This window comes from Methylobacterium sp. 1030, assembly GCF_040544715.1.
In the GTDB taxonomy this organism is placed as follows: domain Bacteria; phylum Pseudomonadota; class Alphaproteobacteria; order Rhizobiales; family Beijerinckiaceae; genus Methylobacterium.
The window spans coordinates 267196-289347 of the sequence record NZ_JBEPKM010000002.1 but is presented as its reverse complement, the minus strand read 5'-3'; the positions used below and the strand labels follow the sequence as shown (position 1 = coordinate 289347).

General features: G+C 72.1%; 24 protein-coding genes. 10 read left to right on the top strand and 14 right to left on the bottom strand.

The window, feature by feature from the left end; genetic code table 11:
- Positions 1–4 precede the first annotated feature (4 nt).
- From ABIC30_RS03770 to ABIC30_RS03730, 9 genes are all read right to left on the bottom strand, one after another.
- Positions 5–445, bottom strand: coding sequence for a cupin domain-containing protein (locus tag ABIC30_RS03770; RefSeq protein WP_354454105.1), 441 nt, complete (start codon positions 443–445; stop codon positions 5–7).
- Entirely contained in the window at positions 442–855 is a 414-nt protein-coding gene (locus ABIC30_RS03765) for a carboxymuconolactone decarboxylase family protein (protein ID WP_354454103.1), read from the bottom strand. Before ABIC30_RS03765 ends, ABIC30_RS03770 begins: the two co-directional genes overlap by 4 nt.
- Before the next feature lie 28 nt (positions 856–883).
- Positions 884–1309, bottom strand: coding sequence for a DUF779 domain-containing protein (locus tag ABIC30_RS03760; protein WP_354454101.1), 426 nt, complete (start codon positions 1307–1309; stop codon positions 884–886).
- Between the two features lie 162 nt (positions 1310–1471).
- Positions 1472–2995 (bottom strand): aldehyde dehydrogenase, encoded by a 1524-nt coding sequence (gene adh, locus ABIC30_RS03755; protein WP_020091519.1) that lies wholly within the window; start codon positions 2993–2995, stop codon positions 1472–1474.
- A gap of 308 nt (positions 2996–3303) precedes the next feature.
- On the bottom strand, positions 3304–3651 hold the full coding sequence (locus ABIC30_RS03750; protein ID WP_020091518.1) for a DUF3325 domain-containing protein: 348 nt from the start codon (positions 3649–3651) through the stop codon (positions 3304–3306).
- Positions 3648–5141 carry a PepSY-associated TM helix domain-containing protein gene (locus tag ABIC30_RS03745; RefSeq protein ID WP_354454098.1) on the bottom strand — a complete coding sequence of 498 codons (1494 nt, stop codon included), beginning with the start codon at positions 5139–5141 and terminating at the stop codon, positions 3648–3650. Before ABIC30_RS03745 ends, ABIC30_RS03750 begins: the two co-directional genes overlap by 4 nt.
- A gap of 26 nt (positions 5142–5167) precedes the next feature.
- Entirely contained in the window at positions 5168–5479 is a 312-nt protein-coding gene (locus ABIC30_RS03740; protein WP_091677930.1) for an iron transporter, read from the bottom strand.
- A gap of 161 nt (positions 5480–5640) precedes the next feature.
- Complete coding sequence (locus ABIC30_RS03735; RefSeq protein WP_056521820.1) at positions 5641–5907, bottom strand: hypothetical protein; 267 nt, start codon at positions 5905–5907, stop codon at positions 5641–5643.
- Positions 5908–6003: 96 nt separating this feature from the next.
- Positions 6004–6789 carry a cold-shock protein gene (locus ABIC30_RS03730; RefSeq protein ID WP_091978408.1) on the bottom strand — a complete coding sequence of 262 codons (786 nt, stop codon included), beginning with the start codon at positions 6787–6789 and terminating at the stop codon, positions 6004–6006.
- A 314-nt stretch (positions 6790–7103) separates the two neighbouring features.
- Between ABIC30_RS03730 and ABIC30_RS03725 the strand changes: the two genes are divergently transcribed.
- The 4 genes from ABIC30_RS03725 to ABIC30_RS03710 all read left to right on the top strand — a co-directional run bounded on the left by ABIC30_RS03725 (position 7104) and on the right by ABIC30_RS03710 (position 10279).
- On the top strand, positions 7104–7577 hold the full coding sequence (locus tag ABIC30_RS03725) for a response regulator (protein WP_012317168.1): 474 nt from the start codon (positions 7104–7106) through the stop codon (positions 7575–7577).
- A gap of 110 nt (positions 7578–7687) precedes the next feature.
- Entirely contained in the window at positions 7688–8770 is a 1083-nt protein-coding gene (locus tag ABIC30_RS03720; protein ID WP_020091512.1) for a Ppx/GppA phosphatase family protein, read from the top strand.
- A gap of 10 nt (positions 8771–8780) precedes the next feature.
- Positions 8781–9506, top strand: a complete 726-nt coding sequence (locus tag ABIC30_RS03715; protein ID WP_020091511.1) for an RlmE family RNA methyltransferase — start codon at positions 8781–8783, stop codon at positions 9504–9506.
- Between the two features lie 11 nt (positions 9507–9517).
- Complete coding sequence (locus tag ABIC30_RS03710; protein ID WP_234081060.1) at positions 9518–10279, top strand: hypothetical protein; 762 nt, start codon at positions 9518–9520, stop codon at positions 10277–10279.
- Positions 10280–10348: 69 nt separating this feature from the next.
- Here the strand turns inward: ABIC30_RS03710 and ABIC30_RS03705 are convergent, their stop codons facing one another.
- The 5 genes from ABIC30_RS03705 to ABIC30_RS03685 all read right to left on the bottom strand — a co-directional run bounded on the left by ABIC30_RS03705 (position 10349) and on the right by ABIC30_RS03685 (position 17720).
- The gene (locus ABIC30_RS03705; RefSeq protein ID WP_354454094.1) at positions 10349–11401 is read right to left on the bottom strand and encodes a DUF4167 domain-containing protein; all 1053 of its coding nucleotides are present in this window, start codon (positions 11399–11401) and stop codon (positions 10349–10351) included.
- Between the two features lie 420 nt (positions 11402–11821).
- Positions 11822–12721, bottom strand: coding sequence for a peptide chain release factor N(5)-glutamine methyltransferase (gene prmC / locus ABIC30_RS03700; protein ID WP_020091508.1), 900 nt, complete (start codon positions 12719–12721; stop codon positions 11822–11824).
- Positions 12722–12729: 8 nt separating this feature from the next.
- A complete protein-coding gene (gene prfA, locus ABIC30_RS03695) occupies positions 12730–13815 on the bottom strand; it encodes a peptide chain release factor 1 (RefSeq protein WP_020091507.1) in 1086 nt (361 codons plus the stop codon).
- 221 nt (positions 13816–14036) lie between these two features.
- On the bottom strand, positions 14037–16298 hold the full coding sequence (gene ptsP / locus ABIC30_RS03690) for a phosphoenolpyruvate--protein phosphotransferase (RefSeq protein ID WP_020091506.1): 2262 nt from the start codon (positions 16296–16298) through the stop codon (positions 14037–14039).
- Between the two features lie 186 nt (positions 16299–16484).
- Complete coding sequence (locus ABIC30_RS03685; RefSeq protein ID WP_056521840.1) at positions 16485–17720, bottom strand: aspartate kinase; 1236 nt, start codon at positions 17718–17720, stop codon at positions 16485–16487.
- Between the two features lie 226 nt (positions 17721–17946).
- Between ABIC30_RS03685 and ubiG the strand changes: the two genes are divergently transcribed.
- From ubiG to ABIC30_RS03655, 6 genes are all read left to right on the top strand, one after another.
- Positions 17947–18708: a bifunctional 2-polyprenyl-6-hydroxyphenol methylase/3-demethylubiquinol 3-O-methyltransferase UbiG gene (gene ubiG / locus ABIC30_RS03680; protein WP_331327090.1), complete on the top strand. Its 762-nt coding sequence runs from the start codon at positions 17947–17949 to the stop codon at positions 18706–18708.
- Positions 18709–18754: 46 nt separating this feature from the next.
- On the top strand, positions 18755–19327 hold the full coding sequence (locus ABIC30_RS03675) for a YbhB/YbcL family Raf kinase inhibitor-like protein (RefSeq protein ID WP_331327089.1): 573 nt from the start codon (positions 18755–18757) through the stop codon (positions 19325–19327).
- Between the two features lie 133 nt (positions 19328–19460).
- Positions 19461–20081 (top strand): PAS domain-containing protein, encoded by a 621-nt coding sequence (locus ABIC30_RS03670; protein ID WP_331327088.1) that lies wholly within the window; start codon positions 19461–19463, stop codon positions 20079–20081.
- A gap of 176 nt (positions 20082–20257) precedes the next feature.
- On the top strand, positions 20258–20383 hold the full coding sequence (gene ykgO / locus ABIC30_RS03665) for a type B 50S ribosomal protein L36 (protein ID WP_003601867.1): 126 nt from the start codon (positions 20258–20260) through the stop codon (positions 20381–20383).
- 138 nt (positions 20384–20521) lie between these two features.
- Positions 20522–21133 carry a tetratricopeptide repeat protein gene (locus ABIC30_RS03660; protein ID WP_331327087.1) on the top strand — a complete coding sequence of 204 codons (612 nt, stop codon included), beginning with the start codon at positions 20522–20524 and terminating at the stop codon, positions 21131–21133.
- On the top strand, positions 21130–22146 hold the full coding sequence (locus ABIC30_RS03655; RefSeq protein ID WP_331327086.1) for an alpha/beta fold hydrolase: 1017 nt from the start codon (positions 21130–21132) through the stop codon (positions 22144–22146). Before ABIC30_RS03660 ends, ABIC30_RS03655 begins: the two co-directional genes overlap by 4 nt.
- Positions 22147–22152: the final 6 nt, after the last annotated feature.

The following is a 22152-nucleotide window of genomic DNA, read 5'->3' as shown; positions in this document are numbered from 1 at the left end:
GCCGCTAGACCTCGGCCTTCGACCAGTCGACGCCGGCCTCGAGGTGCGGCAGCAGGACGACGCTCTCCTGCTCGTTCGGGTCCGTCCGGGCGATCACCGCGGTGACGGGCTCCGTCTGGCTGCGGTTGTAGGGCAGGTGCGGCACGTCGGCGGCTATGTAGACGAACTCGCCGGCGCCCGCGATCGCGTGGTTCTCCAGCCGCTCGCCCCAGAAGCAGCCGGACACGCCCGACAGCACGTAGATCGCCGTCTCGTGGGATTCGTGCTTGTGAGCGTGGGCCCGCTCCCCGGGCGGGATCTCCAGGAGCTGCATGTGCAGCGCCTTCGAATCCACGGACTCGGCCGAGACGGCCGGTCGGTAGATGTGCCCCTGCTTGCCGCGGAACGGCGCACTCTCGTGCACCACCCGGAACCCCTTCTTCTCCGTGCCGGACGCGGAACTCATGGACCTTCCTCCACTCTGAAGGCGGGATCGACGGGGATCTGCATGCCGTTGACCAGCGCGTTCGTCTGGTTGGCCATCCCGACGACCGCCAGGAACTCGCCGTGCTGGGCCTCCGTCAAGCCCTTGGCCCGCGCCGCCGCGGTGTGGGAATGGATGCAATAGGGGCAGCCATTCGCGATCGAGACCGCGATGTAGACCAGTTCCTTGGTCAGCGGATCGAGGGTACCCGGGCCCATGACGGTCTTGAGCGTCGACCAGGTCCGCTCCAGCAGTGCCGGATCGTTGGCCAGGCCCCGCCAGAAGTTGTTGACGAAGTCGGATCCGCGGGTCGCCCGGATGTCGGCGAAGACCGCGCGGACCCGCGGGTCGGCCTCGACCTCGGAATCGGACCAGAGTTTCACGGTCGCCATCGCAGTCCCTTCCTCGAAGCTCGCGCCGTCAGAGCCTGCACGCCTCCTCGAGCGCCCGGTTCTCCGCCTCGGAGAACAGGCGCGAGCGGATGTGGAAGCGCTTCTCCCGACCGTTCTCCAGCGAGAACATGCCACCGCGGCCCGGCACCACGTCGAGGATCAGGTGCGTGTGCTTCCAGACCTCGAACTGCGACCGGCTGATGTAGAATTCGGCGCCGCCGACGGTGCCGAGATGGACGTCGCCGTCACTCACCAGGAAATCGCCGACGGGATAGCACATGGGAGACGAGCCGTCGCAGCAGCCACCCGACTGGTGGAACATGACCGGACCGTACTCGCCCCGCAGCTCGTCGATCAGCGCGAGGGCCGCCGGGGTTGCGGTGACCCTCAGCGGCGTCCCGTCGGCGCCGGCCTGCTCGGCGACGTTGGCGTCCACACTCTGCTCCGTACTCATGCGATCCTCCCGGTCGATGCCTGAATATGCGTGCGCGCCGGCCGGTTTCCACCACGCCGCCCTCCGGAGCGCGGAGTGCATGGTCACCGGATCCGGGATCGAAAAAGCCCCGGCCTTGCGGCCGGGGCTGAAGTTGTCTCGGGGGTTGACCCGGGAAGAAACTCAGAAGAACCCGAGCTTCTTGGCCGAGTAGCTGACCAGCATGTTCTTGGTCTGCTGGTAGTGATCGAGCATCATCTTGTGGGTCTCGCGGCCGATTCCGGACTGCTTGTAGCCGCCGAAGGCCGCGTGGGCCGGGTAGGCGTGGTAGCAGTTCGTCCAGACGCGGCCGGCCTGGATCGCCCGGCCGAAGCGGTAGGCGCGGGTCCCGTCGCGGGTCCAGACGCCGGCGCCGAGGCCGTAGAGCGTGTCGTTGGCGATGGAGAGCGCCTCGGCATCGTCCTTGAAGGTCGTGACCGACAGGACCGGCCCGAAGATCTCCTCCTGGAAGATGCGCATCTTGTTGTGGCCGCGGAACACGGTCGGCTTCACGTAGAAGCCCTCGGCGAACTCGCCGTCCTTGACGTTCCGCTCGCCGCCCGTGAGCAGCTGCGCGCCCTCCTGCCGGCCGATGTCGATGTAGGAGAGGATCTTCTCCATCTGCTCGCCCGAGGCCTGGGCGCCGATCATCGTGGCCGGATCCAGCGGCGAGCCCTGGGTGATCGCCTCGACGCGCTTCACCGCGCGCTCCATGAACCGGTCGTAGATCGACTCGTGCACGAGCGCGCGGCTCGGGCAGGTGCAGACCTCGCCCTGGTTGAGGGCGAACATCGTGAAGCCCTCGAGGGCCTTGTCGAGGAAGTCGTCGTCCTCGTTCGCCACGTCGGCGAAGAAGATGTTCGGCGACTTGCCGCCGAGTTCCAGCGTCACCGGGATCAGGTTCTGCGACGCGTACTGCATGATGAGGCGGCCGGTGGTCGTCTCACCCGTGAAGGCGATCTTGGCGATCCGCGGCGACGAGGCGAGCGGCTTGCCGGCCTCGAGGCCGAAGCCGTTGACGATGTTCAGCACGCCCGGGGGCAGCAGGTCGCCGACGATCTCGGCCAGCACCAGCACCGAGGCGGGGGTCTGCTCGGCGGGCTTCAGGACCACGCAGTTGCCGGCGGCGAGCGCCGGGGCGAGCTTCCACACCGCCATCAGGATCGGGAAGTTCCACGGGATGATCTGGCCGACGACGCCCAGCGGCTCGTGGAAGTGGTAGGCGACCGTGTCGTGGTCGATCTCGGAGATCGAGCCTTCCTGCGCCCGCACGCAGCCGGCGAAGTAGCGGAAGTGGTCGATCGCCAGCGGGATGTCCGCGTGGGTCGTCTCGCGGATCGGCTTGCCGTTGTCCCAGGTCTCCGCCAGGGCGAGCAGATCGAGGTTCTCCTCCATCCGGTCGGCCATCTTGAGGAGGATGCGGGCGCGCTCGGCCGGCGCCGTCTGGCCCCAGGCCTCCCGGGCGGCGTGGGCGGCGTCGAGAGCCTTCTCGACGTCCTGGGCGTCGGAGCGGGCGACCTCGCACACCACCTTGCCGGTGATCGGCGAGGTGTTCTCGAAGTAGCGGCCGGCCGCGGGGGCGACCCACTGGCCGCCGATGAAGTTGTCGTAGCGGGCCGAGAAGGGCGACTTGACCTTCGAGTCGCCGAGGAATTCCGGCTTGTTCATCGCTGTGTTCCCTCCGTGGGCCCCGGCCTCGCGAACCGCGGCTCTTGGGCTTAAGCTGGCGCTCGGGCGACCGATCCTGGGGGCCGCATCCGCTTCAGCTCTGTTCGCAGCCAATGGCTTTTGGCCTGCCGAATCAAGGTGGACTTTTGGCCAGTGCGCGAGTGCGCCGATCCTACGCGCTTCCCGGCATCACCGCGAGCGGGCAAAAGAGCCTCGTTTCCGGCACCGCTCGGCCGGCCGCCGCGCGTCGATCGGCCGGACCCGGCGACCGGCCGAATCGATGATGTGCCGAATCGGCGCGCCGTTCCTCAGCCGAGCAGGGCCAGCGGAACGGACGCCGCCGCGAGCGGGAGCGCCGCCAGGGCCGCGTTCCGCAGCCACGTGGGCCGGTACGCGACGATCGCCACCACGGCGAGGGCGGAGCCCGTCAGCGATCCGACCCACTGCACCGGGCCGAAATTCCAGCCCCCCGCCGCGACGGCCGCCGCGAACGAGAGGCCGAGCCCGCACCAGCCCGCCATCCGCAGGCTGCCGACCCGCGCCTTCGGCACGCCGACGCGGTAGGCGGCCCGGTGGTGCCGGTCGAGGCTGAGGGCCAGGGCCGCGAAGCCCGAGAAGCTCAGGAGCAGGCTGAGGATCAGCGCGGCGGCTGTCATGCTTCGACCGTCCGGGACAGGGTTACCTTGGCCGGACGGGCCGCGGCCACGCCCCGCCGCGTGGCCAGCCGGGCCGCGAGGCCGAGCGCGAGGCCGACGGCCGCCATGGCGGCGTCGAAGGCGAGGAAGCGCTGCTGGCCGATGAGGATCACGTCCACCAGCGGGATCGCCAGGAAGGCGCAGGCCGGCACCGCCAGGGCGAGCGACCACGCGCGCCGTCGCGGGTACAGGGACGCCGCGAGGGCGGCCACGAGCCAGGCGGCGAAGAAGGCGCGCACCTCCCAGTCCGCCCGGGCCCCGAGCCCGTCGGGCAGTAGCCGGTTCGCCAGGAAATACGCGGCGAGGCCCACCGGCAGACCCGCGATGGTGCCGAGGTTGAGGAACCGCACGAGACGCAGGCCGAAACCCTCGGGATCCGCGCCCTTCGGCGCCCGGGCCACGGTCCAGAGCACGAGGCCGCTGGCGACCGTGGCGGCACCCATCACGCCGCAGAGGAAGAACAGGAGGCGCAGAGGGGCGGCGGCGAAGTGCGCCTCGTGCAGCCCCACCATCACGGCCCCGGTCCGGGTCGCCGCGCCGGCCTCGCCGACCCGGGCGATCTCCGAACCGGTATCGGCCGCGTAGGCGATCTGCGGGTGCAGGTGCGCGAGCCCGTGCGGCTCCTCGAAATACGCTGTCACGGTGGCGCCGGCGTCGCCCGGCCGCGTCACCAGCACCACCTCGGGCACCTCGCCCCCGGCGGCCGTCGCGCGGGCGACGATCTCGCCGAGCGGCAGCGGCGTGCCGGGGTGCCCGACCGGGGCCGCGCCCGGGATCGCCAGGCCGGCCTCGGCGTAGTAGCGCAGCATGTCGTCGCCGTAGACGGCCTTCATGCCCCAGGGCATCAGCATCGCCGACAGGGTGACGAGGCCCGTGTAGACGATCATCAGGTGGAACGGCAGCGCCAGGACGCCGACCACGTTGTGGGCGTCGAGCCAGCCGCGCTGCGCAGAGCGGTCGCGCCGGAAGGTGAAGAAGTCGGCGAAGATGCGCCGGTGCGTCACGATCCCGGAGATCAGCGCGATCAGCAGGACCATGGCGCAGGCCGAGACGATCCAGCGACCCCAGATCGGCGGCAGGCTCAGCTCGAAGTGGAATCGGTAGAGGAAGTCGCCGCCGCGCGTGTCGCGGATGCGCGCGGGCTCGCCCGTGGCGGGATCGAGGAGCGCGTGGTGGAACGGGCCACCCGGACGCGGCCACCAGTAGACCTCGACGGCCGGGGTCTCGGCATTCGGCAGCTTGACCGACCATCCGGCCGCGTCCGGCATGGTCCGGCGCAGGAACGCCCCGGCCCGCGTCGCCGCTGCGGCGGGATCCGGTGCGGTCGCGGACAGTTCGGGCCGCATCCAGTGCGAGATGTCGGTGCGGTAATAGCTGGCGGTGCCGGTGACGAAGATCGCGAACAGCACCCAGCCGACCACGAGGCCGGACCACGTGTGCAGCCACGCCATCGCCTGGCGGACACTCCGCGCCGGGCTCAAGCGGCCGCCCCGTGAGCGAAGGCGCCGGCGAGCCACAGGGCACCGGTCAGCAGGAGCGCCGTCAGGCCCAGGACGACGGCCGCCCGGCCGAGCGTGCGGGCCGCGAACACCCAGATCGCCGCCGCCGCCATGATGGCGAAGCTCGCCAGCGTCCCGGCCGAGACCGCCTCGGCCCGCGGGAAGGGAAGAACCAGGGCCAGCAGCGCGCTCGACAGGGCGGCGACCCCGTAGCCGCCGAGGATCGCGAGCAGTACCCGGCCGGCGACCGCCGCGCGGTTTGCCAGCGTCGGCATGGCGCGGGCGCTCATGGCGCCATCCCTCGTTCCCGTGAGACCATGGCGCGACGTACCAGCGGTCCGGGCCGCCGCGCAACGCCTATGTTCCGGAACGATTCCAGTGTGAAAAGAGGCGTTTAGGACGCCGGAAAGCGGCGCGCTCCGAGGTCGGATCCGACGCTCGCCGCCCCGCGCTACGGGCCGGCGGTTCCCGACGCGCCGTCGCGGCTCGGCCTGCGGATCGCCACGGCCGCATTCCGCGCGCTCGGCGGCAGATCGGCGCCGGGATCGGGTTTGCTGAACGCCGCGGCCGATCCGGACGCCGGGCCGACCGCGCGGCCGTCGCGCGCGTGTCCCCAGCCGTAGCCGGCGTTGATCCCCGCGTAGAAGCCCGTGAAGTCCTCCGCTCGCGCAGTTCCCGCGAGCAGCACCAGGGCCGTGGACAGCACAAGGCGGCGCATCGATCGTCCCCGAACGAGAAAGGCGGCGGCCCCGCTCGGAGCCGCCGCCTCATGATCTTCGCGGAACGCGGCGGCAAAGAGACCGCCGCGGGATCCTCAATCCTCGACGTTGATGCTCTGGGCCTCACGACCCTTCTGGCCCTCGACCACGCCGAGCGTGACCTGCTGGCCCTCGGCGAGCGAATCGAGACCGGCGCGGGACAGCGCGGAGCGGTGCACGAACACGTCCTTGCCGCCGTCGTTGACCGAGACGAAGCCGAAGCCCTTGGCGGGATCGTACCACTTCACGGTGCCGCTCATCTCGACCGACGGGCCGCTGGCGAAACGGCCACCGCCGCCACCACCGCCGCCGCCGTAGCCGCCGCCGCCGCCGCCGTAACCACCGCGATCGCGGTCGCCGTAGCCGCCGCCGGCCCCGGCGCCGAAGCCGCCGGTGCGCGGACGGAACTCACGCCGGGGCGCGGGCGCCTCGGCCGTGGAGGTGTCGACGCTGGTGACGCTCGTGACCTGCGGGCCCTTCTGACCCTGGGCCGTCGTGACCGTCAGCCGGGTGCCCGGCATCAGATCGTCGTGCCCGGCCGCCTCGACAGCGCGGATGTGGAGGAAGGCATCGCCCGAACCGTCGCCGAGTTCGACGAAGCCGAAGCCCTTCTCCTTGTTGAACCACTTGACCGTCGCATCGCGCTCCGGTCCGGACGCGACGGGAGCCGCGCCACGCGACGGGCCGCGATCGAAACCGCCCCCGCCGAAACCACCGCCGCCACCGCCGAAACCGCCGCCGCCGTATCCGCCGCTGGGGGGAGCCTGATCAGGCCATCTCGGCTCGCCACTCTCGTCGAAGCCGCGCTTCTGCGGCCCTCTGAAATCACGACCACGTCCCATAGAAAGCTCGCAAAAACCGTCCGCCGCCCTTGTCTCGAATACCGCGTGCGCGCCATCCCAGACAGCCCACGCCCCGCACTATCATTACCCCAGGTCGCGGTAACCAAGAATAACGCCCCAGTCCTGACGCAATCGGGCCTTGACCGCAAGGACCTTCTTGGCTCAGAGGCGCCCGTTTCGTTACTTTCTTGCGGCAAACAACGGAGTCCGCCCCCGCTCCCGGGCCGGCCCTTTCTCATTCGAGGGAAGGCGTTAGCGAAACGCAAAGGCTGTCCGGCTAGACTCGGCCCCGCGCCCCGCAGGACCGGCCGGCCATGATCGCGACACCGACTTTCCCCGATCTCTCCGCTCTTGTGGTCGACGAGAGTCTCTACATCCGCCGAATCGTGCGCGACATGCTGATGCGCGTGGGCATCAAGCGCGTGCTGGAGGCGCCGGACGGGGCCGAGGCGCTGGGCGTGCTCGCCGAGAGCAAGCCCGACATCAGCATCATCGACTGGGACCTGTCGATCCTGTCGGGCGAGGAGTTCATCCGGCTCGCGCGGACCCCGACCACCTCCCCCTGCCCCACGATCCCGATCATCCTGATGCTGGCCCAGCCCCGCCGGAACGTGGTCGACCGGGCGGTGGCGCTCGGCGTCAACGAGATCATCGCCAAGCCGTTCTCGCCCAAGACCCTGTGGTCGCGGCTGGACGAGGTGATCAACCGGCCCCGCCCCTACTCGCAGGTGAAGAGCCTCCTGCGGCCGATCCCGCGCCGGGCCAGCGCGATGAAGGCCGTCGCCTGAGCGCGACCGCGATGGGGCGTTGCAGTTCCCCGCCGAGCCTGTAGGGTCGCAGTTCAACAGAGTCCGAGCGCGCTGCTCAGGGCCGACCCGAAGGATCGACGGCCGCGCCGATGAGGGACGAGACCGCCGCGGCCGCGCCGTCCCGAATCCAGACCGGCGCGGTGCCGCTCCAGACGCAAGCCCCCGTGCCGGGCCGCGAGCGTCGCCGCGCCGCCTACGCGGCGCTCGACCTCGGCACCAACAATTGCCGCCTGCTGGTCGCGGAGCCGACCTTCAGCGGCTTCCGCGTGATCGACGCGTTCTCGCGGATCGTGCGCCTCGGCGAGGGCCTCGGCACGTCCGACCGCCTGAGCGAGGCGGCGATCGAGCGGACCGTGGAGGCCCTGCGGATCTGCCGGGCCAAGATGCAGGCCCGCGGAGTGCAGCGGGCCAAGATCATCGCCACGGAGGCCTGCCGCCTCGCGGTGAACGGCGCCGCCTTCGTGGAGCGCGTCCGCCGCGGCGTGGGCCTCGACCTCGAGATCGTCGACCGGCAGACGGAGGCGTATCTCGCGGTCACCGGCTGCGCGGCGCTCGCGGACCCGCTGGCCGAATCGGTCATCATCTTCGACATCGGCGGCGGCTCGACCGAGATCGCGTGGCTGGACGGGGCGGCCGCCAACCCGTCGACCGACCCGACGCTGCGGATCCGGGCCTGGGATTCGCTGCCGGTCGGCGTGGTCACGCTCGCCGAGCGGCACGGCGGCGCCGAGGTCACCCGGCGCATGTTCGAGGGCATGGTCGAGGAGGTGGCCGAGAAGCTCTCGGCCTTCGCGCTCCGCGCCGCGCCCGCGGCGACGGCGCCGCATTTTCACCTGCTCGGCACCTCCGGGACCGTGACGACCATCGCGGCGATGCATCTGCGGCTCGCCCGCTACGAGCGGCGGCGCGTGGACGGATTGTGGATGAGCGACGACGCGGTCTCGACCGCGATCGACGACCTGCTCGACACGCGCCTGGAGCAGCGCGCCGACAACCCCTGCATCGGCCGCGACCGCGCCGATCTCGTGCTCGCGGGCTGCGCGATCCTCGAGGCGATTCGCAGGGCGTTCCCCTCGGAGCGCCTGCGCATCGCCGATCGCGGCCTGCGCGAAGGATTGCTGATGAACATGATGCGCGAGGACGGGGTCTGGAACCGGAAGGCGGTCCGATGAGGGCGGCGCGATGAGCGACCGGCGCGGCGGCGCGAGTTCCGGCGGCGGTGTCCGAGGCGAACTGAAGCAGCGGGTGAAGACCGGCCGCGGACGGACCCTGTCCCAGAAGCGCTGGCTCGAGCGCCAGCTCAACGATCCCTACGTGGCCCGCGCCAAGCGCGAGGGCTACCGGTCGCGGGCGGCCTACAAGCTCCTGGAGATCGACGAGCGCTACAAGCTCCTGCGGCCCGGCCAGAAGATCGTGGACCTCGGCGCCGCGCCGGGGGGCTGGTCGCAGGTGGCCGCGCGGGTGGTCGGGCCGACGGGCCGCGTCGTGGGCATCGATCTCCTGGAGATCGAGCCGATGGCCGGGGTCGAGTTCATCACCCTGGACTTCCTCGATCCCGAGGCGCCTGACCGGCTGACCGGCATGCTCGGCGGCCCCGCCGACCTCGTCATGTCCGACATGGCCGCCAACGCCACCGGCCACAAGAAGACCGACCACCTGCGGATCATCGGCCTCGCCGAGACGGCGGCGGAGTTCGCCCGCGAGATCCTGGGCCCCGGGGGCGCCTACCTCGCCAAGGTGCTCCAGGGCGGCACCGAGGGCGCGCTGCTCACCGACCTGAAGCGCGACTTCGCCACGGTCCGGCACGTCAAGCCCGCCGCGAGCCGGGCCGATTCGAGCGAGCTCTACGTCCTGGCGACCGGCTACCGGGGCGCGCCGGGCCGGGCGGCGTCCGCCGACGAGGGCTGAGCCGCCCGGCGATGCTCCTCGCCTGGACCCTGTCCGTCCTCAACCCGGCGCCGCTGCCCCTGCGCCGGCTCGGCTATGTCCGACAGAGCGGCCTGCTCCACGCCCGCTCACGCCGCTGCCGGGCGGCCTGGGCGCCGCACCTCGCGCGGGCCCGGTCCGTGATCGCGGCGGCGGCCGAAGCGACCCGGCAGCGCCGGCACGCGGTGGTGCTGGGCTCGGGCCTGCTCGACGACGTGCCGCTCGACGCCCTCGCCCGCCGGTTCGACCGGGTCAGCCTCGTGGACGCCGTCCATCCCTGGCCGGCGCGCCTCGCCGCCCGCCGCGTCCCGAACGTCGCGCTGGCGACCGCGGAGATCAGCGCCGGTCTCGCGGGGGCCTGGGCCGACCTCTGCGCGGACGCCGATCTGATCGTCTCGGCGAACCTGCTGTCGCAGATCCCGCTCGTCCCGATCGACGCCCACGAGGCGCGGGGCCACGAGGCACCGCCGCGGCTCGGCGCGCACCTCGTCGCGACCCATCTGGCGGCCCTGGATACCCTCGCGGCGCGCGTCGAGCGTGTCTGTCTCATCACCGACACGGTGCAGCGCGAGGAGGATCGGGCCGGCCGGACCGTCGACAGCGCCGACCTCCTGTTCGGGATCGCGGTCCCGCCCGCGCCGGAGACCTGGGACTGGGAGATCGCGCCGTTCGGCGAGATCGCGCGGCGTCGCCGCCTGATCCACCGGATGCACGGCTATCCGGACTGGAAGGCCGCGCGACAGCCGGTGCGCTGAGCCGCGAATGAAGAAGGCCGTCCCGGTTCCCCGGAACGGCCTCGCTTCGACGTCATCCGCGATGTCGGATCACTCGGTCGGCACGTCCGCCGCCGGCGTGGTGGCGCCGCCCTCGTCCGCGGCGCTCTCGAAGCGCGGGCGCCGACGGCGGCGGGGCTTGGCGGCCGGAGCCTCGTCGGCCGCCGCCTCGGGCTCGGGAGCGCTCGACGGCTCGACCGCGGGCGCGGGGCGCGCAGGGGCCATCAGGAAGGCCGGCAGGCCCGTGGGCTCCTCGGCCTCCGCGGCGGGCGCGGCCTCGCGGCGGCGCTCGCGGCGCGGCGCGGCCTCGGCGCGGGGGGCCCGCTCCGGGCGAGCCTCGGGACGGGCCTCCTGCCGGGCCCCGGCGCGCGGGGCATCGCCGCGCCCGTTCTCGTAGCGGCCCTGGTCGCCGCGATTGTCCTGACGGTTGTCCGGACGCGCGTCCTGGCGGCCATCCTGCCGATTGTCCGGACGGTCCTGGCGATCCGGCCGGCCCTCGTGCCGCTCCTGGCGGTAGTCCGGACGGCCGTAATCCTGGCGGTCCTGACGATCCTGCCGGTTCTCCTGGCGATAATCCTGCCGCTGGTAGTCCTGGCGCTGATAATCCTGACGCGGCTGGTCCTGGCGCCGGTAGTCCGGACGGCCGTTGTTGTCGAACCGGCGCTGGTCGCGGTTCTGGAACCGGTCGCGGCCCTGGCGGCCGTCCTGATTCCCCTCCGGACGGCTCTCGTAGGGCTGCGGCTGCTGGCCGGGATCGTTGTCGTCGTAGCCGTTATAGGCGTGACCGTTCTGCGACCCGCCATTGCCCTGGGCGTCGTCGTCGCCCTCGTCCATGTCGTCGTCGTAGGGACGACTGGCATAGCCACCGGTGTTAGCCGGTCGATTCTGGTCCTGCGCACCGGAGACAATACGGAAGTAGTGCTCGCCGTGCTGAAAGTAGTTTTCGGCGGCGACCGGATCGCCGGCGGCAAGGGCATCCCGCGCGAGCTGCGCGTACTTGTCGGCGATGTGCTGCGCGGTGCCGCGGATTTTGACGTCGGGACCGTTGGATTCGTAGGAGCGCGTCAGCGGATTCGGACCCTTCGGCCGGTTCCGGCCGCGCATCCGTCGATTCTGGTTTGGTCTCATCGGTCTGTTATGACCCTCGTTCACGCAAACGACTGTCTACGGAGGCGCCCGGGCGGATCTCGTGGCGCGAACCGGCCAAGCGCATCCGGCGGCGCCGCGCGTGGGACCGCTCTTCGGTCCGCGCGTCTGCCTGACCACCCTTCGAACCGGGCGCCCGGTGAAGGCCGCCGATCCTCAGTCGATTGTCAGGTTCGAATGTGTCGTACCGCCGCGCTGGCACCGGCGCGTTCTGGTTCGACGAGTTAGGGGGATCAGCGAACCAATCGGCGACCCATGGTCACCACCGACCTTACAGCCGTCCGTCTTAACGGACGGTTCGCGATCTTCAAGCCGACTCTAGCGTTCCCCGGTTGATGCAACAAGCAATTTTTCGGTGCCGGGATGGTCGACCCAGACTTAGGCATCCCTGTGGCCGGATAAAAGACCCTCCGGCCGGTCGAAACACAGGACTCGGTCATGACCGGCAAGATCGCGGGTCAGCCCGCGCTCGCGATAGCCGGCGGCGCGCGCGAGCTCCGTGACGGCCGCCGCCTGATCGTAGCCGATCTCGAGCACGAGCAGGCCGCCCGGGGCGAGACGCGCGCCCGCGCCGTCCAAGATCCGCCGGTAGGCGTCGAGTCCGTCGGTGCCGCCGTCGAGGGCGGCCTCCGGGTCGTGGCCGCGGACCTCGCGCTCCAGGGTCGCGATCACGGCGCGGGCGATGTAGGGCGGGTTCGAGACCACGAGGTCGAAGCGGCCTCGCAGGGCGTCGCACCAGTCGCCGGCGACGAAGCGCGCCCGGTCGTCGACGGCGTTCAAGACGGCGTTGTCCCGGGCGACGCGCAGGGCCCCCTCGGAGCGGTCGAGCCCGACGCCGGTGGCCCGCGGCCGCTCGGACAGGAGGGCCGTCAGGATGCAGCCCGTCCCGGTCCCGAGGTCCAGGCAGCGGAGCGGCGCGGCGCGCTCGGGCCGCACCGCCAGCGCGACCTCGACCAGGATCTCGGTGTCCGGGCGCGGCACGAGCGTGTCGGGGCCCAGCCGGAACGGCAGGCCCCAGAACTCCCAGGCGCCGAGGATGCGGGCGACCGGCTCGCCGGCGAGCCGCCGGGTCAGCGCCGCCGCGAGGGCGGCCGCACCCGCCGCGCCGACGCGGCGATCTCCCTCGATCAGCAGGTCGCGGGTCTCCAGGCCGAGGAGGCCGAGCAGCAGGAACCGGGCATCGCCCGTCGCCTCGGCGACGCCACCGGCGTGCAGGCGCGCCGTCAGCGCGCGCAGCGCCTCGCGGCGGGTCAGGTCCTGCATCACGTCCGGCGTCACGGCGCGGATCAGGCCATGCCCTCGGCGGCCAGCAATTCCGCCTGGTGCTCGGTGATGAGGGCGTCCACCACCTCGTCGAGGGCGGTCCCGGCCATCACCTCCTCGAGCTTGTAGAGGGTCAGGTTGATCCGGTGGTCGGTCACGCGGCCCTGCGGGAAGTTGTAGGTCCGGATCCGCTCGCTGCGGTCGCCGGAGCCGACCTGCGCCTTACGGTCGGCCGCCCGGGCCGAATCCTTGGCGCTGCGCTCGGCGTCGTAGAGCCGCGCCCGCAGGAGCGCCATGGCACGGGCCCGGTTCTTGTGCTGCGACCGCTCCTCCTGGACGAAGACCACGATGCCGGTCGGCAGGTGCGTGATCCGGATCGCCGATTCCGTCTTGTTGACGTGCTGGCCGCCCGCGCCCTGGGCCCGCATCGTGTCGATCTTCAGGTCCGCGTCGTTGACGTGGATGTCGACCTCCTCGGCCTCCGGGAGCACCGCGACGGTGGCGGCGGAGGTGTGGATCCGGCCCTGCGTCTCGGTGTCGGGCACGCGCTGGACCCGGTGGGCGCCGCTCTCGAACTTGAGGCGGGCGAACACGCCCCGGCCCTTCACCTCGGCCACGACCTCGCGGAAGCCGCCGACCGTGCCCTCGCTCTCGGAGATCACCTCGACCCGCCAGCCCTTCGACTCGGCGTACTTCGCGTACATCCGGAACAGGTCGCCGGCGAACAGCGCGGCCTCGTCGCCGCCGGTCCCGGCGCGGACCTCCAGGATCGCGCTCTTCTCGTCGGCGGCGTCCTTGGGCAGGAGCAGCAGCTGGAGGCCCCGGTGGGCGGCCTCGAGCGCCTCCTGCGCCTCCGGCTTCTCCTCGGCGGCGAGGGCCCGCATCTCCGGATCCGTGCCGGGCTCGTCGATCAGGGCCTCGACGCCCGCGAGGTTCTCCAGGGCGGCGCGGTAGGCGCGGATCGCCGCCACGACCGGGTCGAGGTCGGACAGCTCGCGGGAGAGCTGGACCACCGTCTCGGGATCGATCTCGCCGGAGGCGAGCTGCGCGGTGACGATGTCGTGCCGCGCCAGGATGGCGTCGAGGCGCTCGGTGGGAAAGGGGATCATCGCCCGTGTTTCTGCAGGTCTGCGCGTGCGGTTGCGGGCCGGGCGCGCGTCTCGTCCTGCGGGACGGAGCTGCGTGGCTTGGAGGGTGTAGGACCCGGCAGGACGTCCCCCAAATCCACGCCTCGTCCGTCCGAGAGCGGAAGCCGCGGCGCGTCGACCGAAATCGTCGTGGCGTTGCCGTACAACCCCGGCCGAATGTTCGGCAAGGGTCGCGTTCGCGCTTAGATAGGGATGCCGTGCGCGTGCGCGAAGGCCGTCAGCGCCGGGCGCAGGGAATCGCCGTCGTGCATCCGCGCCATCTCGGCGTCGATCAGCGCGGCGATCGCGGCCGCGTCGAGGCTCAGCACCATCGCCTTGACCGGGCCGATGGCGGCCGGCGACATCGACAGCTGTCGGTAGCCGAGGCCGATCAGCGCCATGGCGTCGAGGGGCCGGCCGCCGATCTCGCCGCACACCGTCACCGGGCAGGAGGCTGCGTTGGCCCGCTCGGCGATCAGGCGGAACGCGCGCAGCGCCGCGACGCTCAGCGGATCGAACCGGTCGGCGACCCGCCGATTCTCGCGGTCCACCGCGAACAGGAACTGCATCAGGTCGTTCGAGCCGACCGAGAGGAAGTCGGCCTCCTTGGCGATCTCGTCGATCTGGAACAGGAGCGACGGCACCTCGATCATCGCGCCGAGGCGGCAATCGGTCGGGAGCCGGTAGCCGTGGCGCTTGAGGTAGGCCTTCTCGCGCTCGACGATGCCGCGAGCGCGCACGAACTCGTCCACCGTGGCGACCATCGGGAACATGATCTTGAGCGGGTCGCCGTCGGCGGCCTTCAGGAGGGCGCGCAGCTGCATGCGCAGCAGCGCCGGCCGGTCGAGGCCGATGCGGATCGCCCGCCAGCCCAGCGCCGGGTTCTCCTCCTCGAGCTTGGCCATGTAGGGCAGGATCTTGTCGCCGCCGATGTCGAGGGTGCGGACCGTGACGGACTTGCCGGCCGAGGCCGCGAAGACCTTGCGGTACAGCTCCTCCTGCTCGGCCGCCGACGGCATGCGCTGCGCCACCATGAACTGCAGCTCGGTGCGGAACAGGCCGACGCCCTCGGCCCCCGTCTCCTGCAGGTGGCTGAAATCCACCAGCAGGCCGGCGTTGAGGTGCAGGCCGACGCGCACGCCGTCGCGGGTCTGGGCCGGGACGTCGCGCAGCGCCCGGTACTGCTCCTGCCGGCGGGCGCGCAGGCGCACCATCTCGGCGTAGGCGGCCTCGACCTCGGGACCGGGCCGGACATGGATCTCGCCGGCCACGCCGTCGACGATGATCGCGTCGCCGGCGTCGCACAGGGCGGTGGCGTTCTCGACCTCGCCCACAGCCGGGATGCCGAGCGCCCGGGCGACGATGGCGACGTGGCTGGTCGGACCGCCCTCCTCCAGGACGATGCCGCGCAGGGTCGAGGCCTCGTAGTCCAGGAGCGCCGCCGGGCCCATGGTGCGCGCCACCAGGATGGCGTTCTCGGGCAGCACCAGGGCGCCGGCCGCCTCGGGGCCGATCAGCGTGCGCAGGACGCGGTTGGCGAGGTCGTCGAGATCGTGCAGCCGCTCGCGCAGGTACGGATCCGATTGCCGCATCATCCGGGCGCGGTTGTCCGACTGGACCCGCTCGACCGCGGCCTCCGCGGTCAGGCCCGAGCCCACGGCCTCGCGCATCCGGCGGAGCCAGCCCTTGTCGTGGGCGAACATCCGGACGGTCTCGAGCACTTCGCGGGACTCCGCCGTGCCGATCCGGTCGCCGCGCTCCACCAGGGCGTCGATCGCCGAGCGGACCTCCTCGATCGCCGCGTCGAGGCGCGCGACCTCGCGCTCGACGTTCTCGGCGATCAGCGTCTTCACCACGACGCGGGGCTCGTGCAGCACCACGTAGCCGAGGCCGATGCCGTCCGCGAGGGCGATGCCCCGGGCCAGGACCGGGCGGCGGGCCGCGGTGCCGGCGTCCGGCGCGAGCCCCTCCAGCTCGCCCGAGGCGATCATCTCCGAGAGCACCATGGCGGTGGTCTGGAGCGCCTCGATCTCCTCCTCGGAGTAGACGCGGTAGGTCTTGTTCTGGACCGTCAGGACGCCGAGCGTGTTGCCGGCGCGCAGCAGCGGCACGCCCAGGAAGGCGTGGTAGGCCTCCTCGCCCGTCTCAGGCCGGTACGAGAAGGCCGGGTGGTTCTGGGCGTCCGAGAGCGAGAGCGGCTCCGCCGTGCGCGCGATGAGGCCGACGAGGCCCTCGTCGGTGCGCATGCGGGTCTGGTGCACCGCCTCGCGGTTCAGACCTTCCGTGGCGAACAGCTCGAGGGTGTTGTCGTCGCGCAGCACGTAGACCGAGCAGACCTCGGCCACCACGTTGGCGGCGATCAGGACGACGATGCGGTCGAGGCGCGCCTGGGGGCTGACCGGCTCCGCCATCGCTTCGCGGAGGCGGCGCAGCAGCAGGCGCGGGCCTCCGGGCGCAGCGGGCATCGGTTCGTCGTTCCAGCGTCGGTGAGCGGCCTTGGCGTCGACCACCCTGCAACCTTGGCGCCAGACCCGGGACGGCCGGCGCCGGATGGACCGGGTCGCTGGTCCCAGAGGCGTTCTGGGATCGGCGGATCGGCCCGTGACTGTTCAGTTCACACCACGCGCCCCGCTCGAACCCGCGTCCCAGGCTCAGGCCTGATCCAGGCCGTATAGCGAGTGAAGCGTGCGCACGGCAAGCTCCGTATAGGCGGCGTCGATCAGCACGGAGAACTTGATCTCCGAGGTGGTGATCGCGCGGATGTTGATGCCCTTCTCGGCGAGCGCCCGGAACGCCTTGGCGGCGACGCCCGCGTGGCTGCGCATCCCGACGCCGATCGCCGACACCTTCACCACGTCGGTGGCGCCCTCGATCTGCGCGTAGCCGATCTGCGCGCGGGCCTCGTCGAGGATCTTCCGGGCCCGCTCGTACTCGGCGGACGGCACCGTGAAGGTCATGTCGGTGGTCGACTGGTCGCCCGACACGGTCTGGATGATCATGTCCACGTTGATGTTGGCATCCGCCAGCGGCCCGAAGATCGCGGCGGCGACGCCCGGGCTGTCCTTGACCTTGCGCAGGGTGATCTGCGCCTCGTCCCGGGAGAAGGCGATCCCGGTGATGATCTGCTGTTCCACGATGTCGTCCTCGTCGCAGATGAGGGTGCCCGGGCGCGCGGCGTCCGGCGGATCGAAGGAGGACCGGACCGTGGTCGGCACCCGGTGGACCATGGCGAGCTCTACAGAGCGGACCTGCAGCACCTTGGCGCCCAGCGAGGCCATCTCCAGCATCTCCTCGAAGGTGACCCGCTCCATGCGACGGGCCTTCGGGACGATGCGCGGATCGGTGGTGTAGACGCCGTCGACGTCCGTGTAGATGTCGCAGCGCTCGGCCCCGATCGCGGCCGCCACGGCCACCGCGGAGGTGTCGGAGCCGCCGCGGCCGAGCGTCGTGACGCGGCCGGTCTCGTCGTGGACACCCTGGAAGCCGGCGATGACCGCGACCTCGCCCTTGGCGAAGCCCGCCTCGAGATTCTTCGGGTCGATGTCGGCGATGCGGGCCGATCCGTGCGCGTCCGACGTCACGACCGGGATCTGCCAGCCCTGCCAGGAACGGGCCTTGAGCCCGTCCTTCTGCAGGGCGATCGCCAGGAGGCCGGCGGTGACGAGTTCGCCGGACGCCACGACGGCGTCGTACTCGCGCGGATCGTAGATCGGGTTCGCGTCCTTGACCCAGTCGACCAGTTCGTTGGTCTTGCCCGACATGGCGGACACGATCACGGCGACGTCGTAGCCGGCCGCCACCTCGCGGGCGACGTGGCGCGCCACGTTGCGGATGCGGTCGACGTTGGCGACGGAGGTGCCGCCGAATTTCATCACCAGACGGGGCATGGTCTCTCGGTCGCGGGTTCCCGGTGGCGATTGGACGGGCCGCTGCAGCCCCGTCCGGACGGTGCCCGGCGGGTACAAGCGGCCCGGAGGAGTGTCAACAACCGGCCAAGCATGGCGCCCGCGCGCCGCGGCGACTTCCGGGCGATCGCCGTGCTAGAGCGCGAGCACGATGCAGGCACGAAACCGCGCGGCGGATCCCGGCCGCCGGCATGAGGACGGAACACGCATGGACAGGTCAGCCACGGACCGGGTCACGGAAGGGTTCGTCGACCGCGGCGAGGTCGCGCGCTTCGACGCGCTCGCCGCCACGTGGTGGGACGAGACCGGCCCGATGCGCGTCCTGCACCGGTTCAATCCGGTGCGGCTCACCTACATCCGCGACGCCCTCTGCCGCAGGTTCGGCCGCGACCCGAAGGCGCCCTTCTCCCTCGACGGGCTGACGATCTGCGACGTCGGCTGCGGCGGCGGCGTGCTCTCGGAGCCGCTGGCCCGGCTCGGCGCCCGGGTCACCGGCCTCGACCCGGCCGAGCAGAACGTCGCGGTGGCCCGGGCCCACGCCGAGTCGGCCGGGGTGCCGGTGGATTACCGCGGGCAGACCATCGAGGCGGTGGTCGCCGGCGGCGAGAGCTTCGACGCGGTGCTGATCATGGAGGTCGTCGAGCACGTCTCCGACATGCCGGCCTTCGTGCGGACCGCCTGCGCGGCGGTGAAGCCCGGCGGAATGCTGTTCGGAGCCACCCTCAACCGCACGCTGCGCTCCTTCGCGCTCGCCATCGTCGGTGCCGAGTACGTGCTCGGCTGGCTGCCGCGCGGCACGCACGACTGGGAGAAGTTCGTGACGCCGGACGAGCTCGCCCGCGCGATCCGGGCCGGCGGCCTCGACGTCACCGACACGGTCGGCGTCGTCTACAACCCGCTGACGGACGGGTGGCGCACCAGCCGCGACAAGGCGGTGAACTACATGGTCGCGGCCGAGCGGTCGGCGTGAACGGGTCTCCTCCTCCGCCGTTGCCATCGCGGTGGAGGACGCGGCGATGCTCGAGAAGATTCCCGGTGTGCTCGGCGAGGCGCTGTCGGGGCTGAAGGCGGGCCTGGAGAAGACGACGTCCCGCGCGGACTTCCGCGACGTGCCCGAGACCGTGACGCTGTCGAGCCCGGCCTTCGCCGCCGGGGCGAACCTGCCCGCGCGCTTCACGGCCGACGGCGCGGGCGTGTCGCCGCCCCTCGCCTGGAGCGGGCTGCCGGCGGGTACCGCCGCCCTCGTCCTCCTCGTGGAGGATGCGGGCAGCCCGACGCCCCGGCCGCTGGTCCATCTCATCGCCTGGTCGGTCCCGCCGGAGCCCGCCGGCCTGCCGGAGGGCGCGCTGCCGGGGCCCGGCCACGCGGGCACCGTGGAGGCCGTGGGCCGGAACAGCTTCCTGCGCGCGGAGTGGCTGCCGCCGGACCCGCCCAACGGCCACGGGCCTCACCCGTACCTCTTCCAGATCTACGCGCTGCGTCAGCCCCTCGCCCTCGCCGAGGCGCCGGGCCGCGGCGCGCTGATCGAGGCCATGCGCGGTCAGGTCCTCGCGAAGGGGATATTGACCGGCGTTTACCATCGTCCCTGATCCGGCCGATACCGGTGCGATACAGCTCAGCCCTGCAGAACTCGCGCGTTGTGCCGCATTCGTGATCTCAGTATTGTGTCGACCAACGAAGCGGTCTGGGCAGACCGCCTGAAAATGGCTGGAGATCGAGCCTGTGGGCGTCGGCGTGCGCACGAAGCGGCGGGGCGGCAGCAGTGTGGCGCGCGCGCTCGCTGTGTCGGATGTCGGGACTTGGACCTGGCACATCGCCGACGATGTTCTGCGGTGCGACCCCGTCGCCGCGACCATGCTGGGCTTGCCCAGGACGAAAAGCGGCAGCGGCACGACCTTCGAAAGCTTCCTGGACCGCATCCACCCGGAGGATCAGCGTCGGATCGCGTCGACCCTCGATGACCTCCGCCGGCAAGGCGGCCTGTACATCGCGCAGTACCGGACCGTCCCGGAGCCGGGCGAGGTCCGGTGGATCCTCGCGCGCGGCCGCTTCATCCTCGACGCGCAGGGCGGCGTCAGCGAGGCCCACGGGATCGTCATCGACGTGACCGAGTGCGGCCGCGACGGCTTCCTCGACGAATCCGCCTTCTGCGCGACCGACGTGGCGGCCGGCGGCATCGACCGGGTCGCCGAGATGGCCCTGGCCCTCTACAACGCCGCCGAGGACGGCCTGCCCCAGCCGGGGTTCGAGCGCCTGAAGCCGCTGCTCGACGTGCTGCTGCACGAGATCGGCCGGCAGCTCGTGCTGGCACCGGCGGTGCCGGATCTCGACAGGGTTCACTGAGCCGCCCCCCTCCGCTCGATTCCCGGCGCGCCTTGCCTTCCGGGGGCGAATCCTGATATGGCCGCGCCATCCCGCGATGCGTGAGCCGTGATCGCCGGACGCGACCCCGCGTCCAGCCTCGTGACCACGTTCCCGACACCCTACACAACGGACGGCCCTCCGGGCTCGAGAGACCCATGAAGATCCGCAACTCCCTCAAGTCCCTGCGTGGCCGCCACCGCGACAACCAGCTCGTGCGCCGCAAGGGCCGGGTCTACGTGATCAACAAGACCCAGAAGCGCTTCAAGGCCCGCCAGGGCTGAGGCCGCTCCGCCCGGTCAGGCCGGGTCGGACGACGATCGACGTTGGGACGGCCGTACCCGAAGGGGCGCGGCCGTTTCCGCATGCGCGCGGCACCGCGGCACGTTGACGGATCCCGGGCCGGCGCACAGTCTGGCCGCATGACGCCGACCCGCCTCCTCGCCGCCCTGGTCTGCCTGTCGGCCCTCGCCCTGGACATCCCGGCGGCGCGGGCGGCCCCGGAGGCCGGGCGTTCCGGCCGCGCCGCGCCCGAGGGGAAGCCGGCGCCCAAGCCGCCGAGCCTGGACGACCTGTTCGCCCGCCTGCGCGCCAGCGAGGACCCGGCCGAGGCCAAGGGCATCGCCCGGCTGATCGAGCGGCGCATGGCCGGGTCGGGCAGCCCGACCACCGACCTCCTCACCGATCGCGCCCGTCAGGCGGTCACCGCACACGACTTCCCCCTGGCGGCCGAGCTGATGGACCGCGTCACCGCCCTCGAGCCGAACTGGTCGGAGGGCTGGAACCGGCGCGCGACGGTGTTCTGGCTCCTGTCCGACAAGGACGACGCCCTGGCGGACCTGCAGCGGGCCCTGGTGCTGGAGCCGCGCCACTTCGAGGCCTGGGCCGCGATGGGCCGGATCTACGAATCGCTCGACGACAAGGCGCGGGCGCTCGCCGCCTTCCGGCGGGCGCGGGCGCTCTACCCGCAAATGGAGAAGATCGGCGAGGCGATCAACCGCCTCACTCCGGAGGTAGACGGCCGCGACCTGTGAGCCGGGTGACCGCCGTCCTCCTCACCCTCCTGGCCCTGCCCCTCGCCCTCGCCGGGCTCGTCCTCGCGGCCGGCGCGCTGGCGACGCTGGTCATCACCCTGCGGGTCGGCGCAGCCAACCCGCCGGCCGGCCCGTTCGTGGCGGTGACCGGCGGCCGCCTCGCGACCCTGCAGGACGGACCGGCCGACGGGCCGCCCGTCGTGCTCCTGCACGGCGCTTCGGCCAACGCGTCGGATCCCATGGAGGGGATCGGCCGCCGGCTCGCGGCGCGGGGTTTCCGGGTCATCGCGTTCGACCGGCCGGGCTTCGGCTGGAGCGACCGGATCGGCGGCGGCGACACCGCGCCCCCCGCGGCGCAGGCCGCCCTGATCGCCGAGGCACTGGAACGGATGGGTGTCGGCCCGGCGCTCGTCTTCGGCCATTCCTGGGCCGGCGCCCTCGCCCTGGCCCTCGCCCTGGGCCACCCGGACAGGGTCTCGGCCCTCGCCCTCGCGGCACCGGTGGCGATGCCCATGCCGGACCGGATGCCCGATCTGCCGTGGTACTGGCGGCTCGCCGTGACCCCGCCGGTGGCGTGGCTGCTCAGCCGGACGGTCGGGCCGCCCATCGCGCGACACTTCCTGCCCGAGGCGGCGCGCCGGGTCTTCCAGCCGCAACCGCCGCGGGCGGATTACCCGGAGTTGGCGCGGTCGGACCTGGTCCTGCGGCCCGGAACGCTGCTCGCCAACGTCCAGGACCTGCTCGGCCTGCCGCGTGCCCTCGCGGCGCAGAGCCCGCGCTACGGCGCGATCCGCGTGCCCACCCTGGTGATCTCCGGCGAGGCGGACCCGATCGTCCGCGCCGACACGCAGGCGGTGCCGCTGGCCCGCGCGATCCCCGGCGCGCGGCTGGTTCTGCTGCCGGGCATCGGCCACATGCTCCAGTACGTCGCCGCCGATCGGGTCGCCGAGGAGGTCGCCCGGCTGGCCGGCGCGACGGGCGCGGCCGGCCCGCAGCCGGCCGTCGCGCACTGACACGCC

Bases quoted from the DNA above. Each gene is read 5' to 3' on its own strand.
- ABIC30_RS03770 (WP_354454105.1), bottom strand. From the start codon at position 445: ATGAGTTCCGCGTCCGGCACGGAGAAGAAGGGGTTCCGGGTGGTGCAC.
- ABIC30_RS03765 (WP_354454103.1), bottom strand. From the start codon at position 855: ATGGCGACCGTGAAACTCTGGTCCGATTCCGAGGTCGAGGCCGACCCG.
- ABIC30_RS03760 (WP_354454101.1), bottom strand. From the start codon at position 1,309: ATGAGTACGGAGCAGAGTGTGGACGCCAACGTCGCCGAGCAGGCCGGC.
- adh (WP_020091519.1), bottom strand. From the start codon at position 2,995: ATGAACAAGCCGGAATTCCTCGGCGACTCGAAGGTCAAGTCGCCCTTC.
- ABIC30_RS03750 (WP_020091518.1), bottom strand. From the start codon at position 3,651: ATGACAGCCGCCGCGCTGATCCTCAGCCTGCTCCTGAGCTTCTCGGGC.
- ABIC30_RS03745 (WP_354454098.1), bottom strand. From the start codon at position 5,141: ATGGCGTGGCTGCACACGTGGTCCGGCCTCGTGGTCGGCTGGGTGCTG.
- ABIC30_RS03740 (WP_091677930.1), bottom strand. From the start codon at position 5,479: ATGAGCGCCCGCGCCATGCCGACGCTGGCAAACCGCGCGGCGGTCGCC.
- ABIC30_RS03735 (WP_056521820.1), bottom strand. From the start codon at position 5,907: ATGCGCCGCCTTGTGCTGTCCACGGCCCTGGTGCTGCTCGCGGGAACT.
- ABIC30_RS03730 (WP_091978408.1), bottom strand. From the start codon at position 6,789: ATGGGACGTGGTCGTGATTTCAGAGGGCCGCAGAAGCGCGGCTTCGAC.
- ABIC30_RS03725 (WP_012317168.1), top strand. From the start codon at position 7,104: ATGATCGCGACACCGACTTTCCCCGATCTCTCCGCTCTTGTGGTCGAC.
- ABIC30_RS03720 (WP_020091512.1), top strand. From the start codon at position 7,688: ATGAGGGACGAGACCGCCGCGGCCGCGCCGTCCCGAATCCAGACCGGC.
- ABIC30_RS03715 (WP_020091511.1), top strand. From the start codon at position 8,781: ATGAGCGACCGGCGCGGCGGCGCGAGTTCCGGCGGCGGTGTCCGAGGC.
- ABIC30_RS03710 (WP_234081060.1), top strand. From the start codon at position 9,518: ATGCTCCTCGCCTGGACCCTGTCCGTCCTCAACCCGGCGCCGCTGCCC.
- ABIC30_RS03705 (WP_354454094.1), bottom strand. From the start codon at position 11,401: ATGCGCGGCCGGAACCGGCCGAAGGGTCCGAATCCGCTGACGCGCTCC.
- prfA (WP_020091507.1), bottom strand. From the start codon at position 13,815: ATGATCCCCTTTCCCACCGAGCGCCTCGACGCCATCCTGGCGCGGCAC.
- ptsP (WP_020091506.1), bottom strand. From the start codon at position 16,298: ATGCCCGCTGCGCCCGGAGGCCCGCGCCTGCTGCTGCGCCGCCTCCGC.
- ABIC30_RS03685 (WP_056521840.1), bottom strand. From the start codon at position 17,720: ATGCCCCGTCTGGTGATGAAATTCGGCGGCACCTCCGTCGCCAACGTC.
- ubiG (WP_331327090.1), top strand. From the start codon at position 17,947: ATGGACAGGTCAGCCACGGACCGGGTCACGGAAGGGTTCGTCGACCGC.
- ABIC30_RS03675 (WP_331327089.1), top strand. From the start codon at position 18,755: ATGCTCGAGAAGATTCCCGGTGTGCTCGGCGAGGCGCTGTCGGGGCTG.
- ykgO (WP_003601867.1), top strand. From the start codon at position 20,258: ATGAAGATCCGCAACTCCCTCAAGTCCCTGCGTGGCCGCCACCGCGAC.
- ABIC30_RS03660 (WP_331327087.1), top strand. From the start codon at position 20,522: ATGACGCCGACCCGCCTCCTCGCCGCCCTGGTCTGCCTGTCGGCCCTC.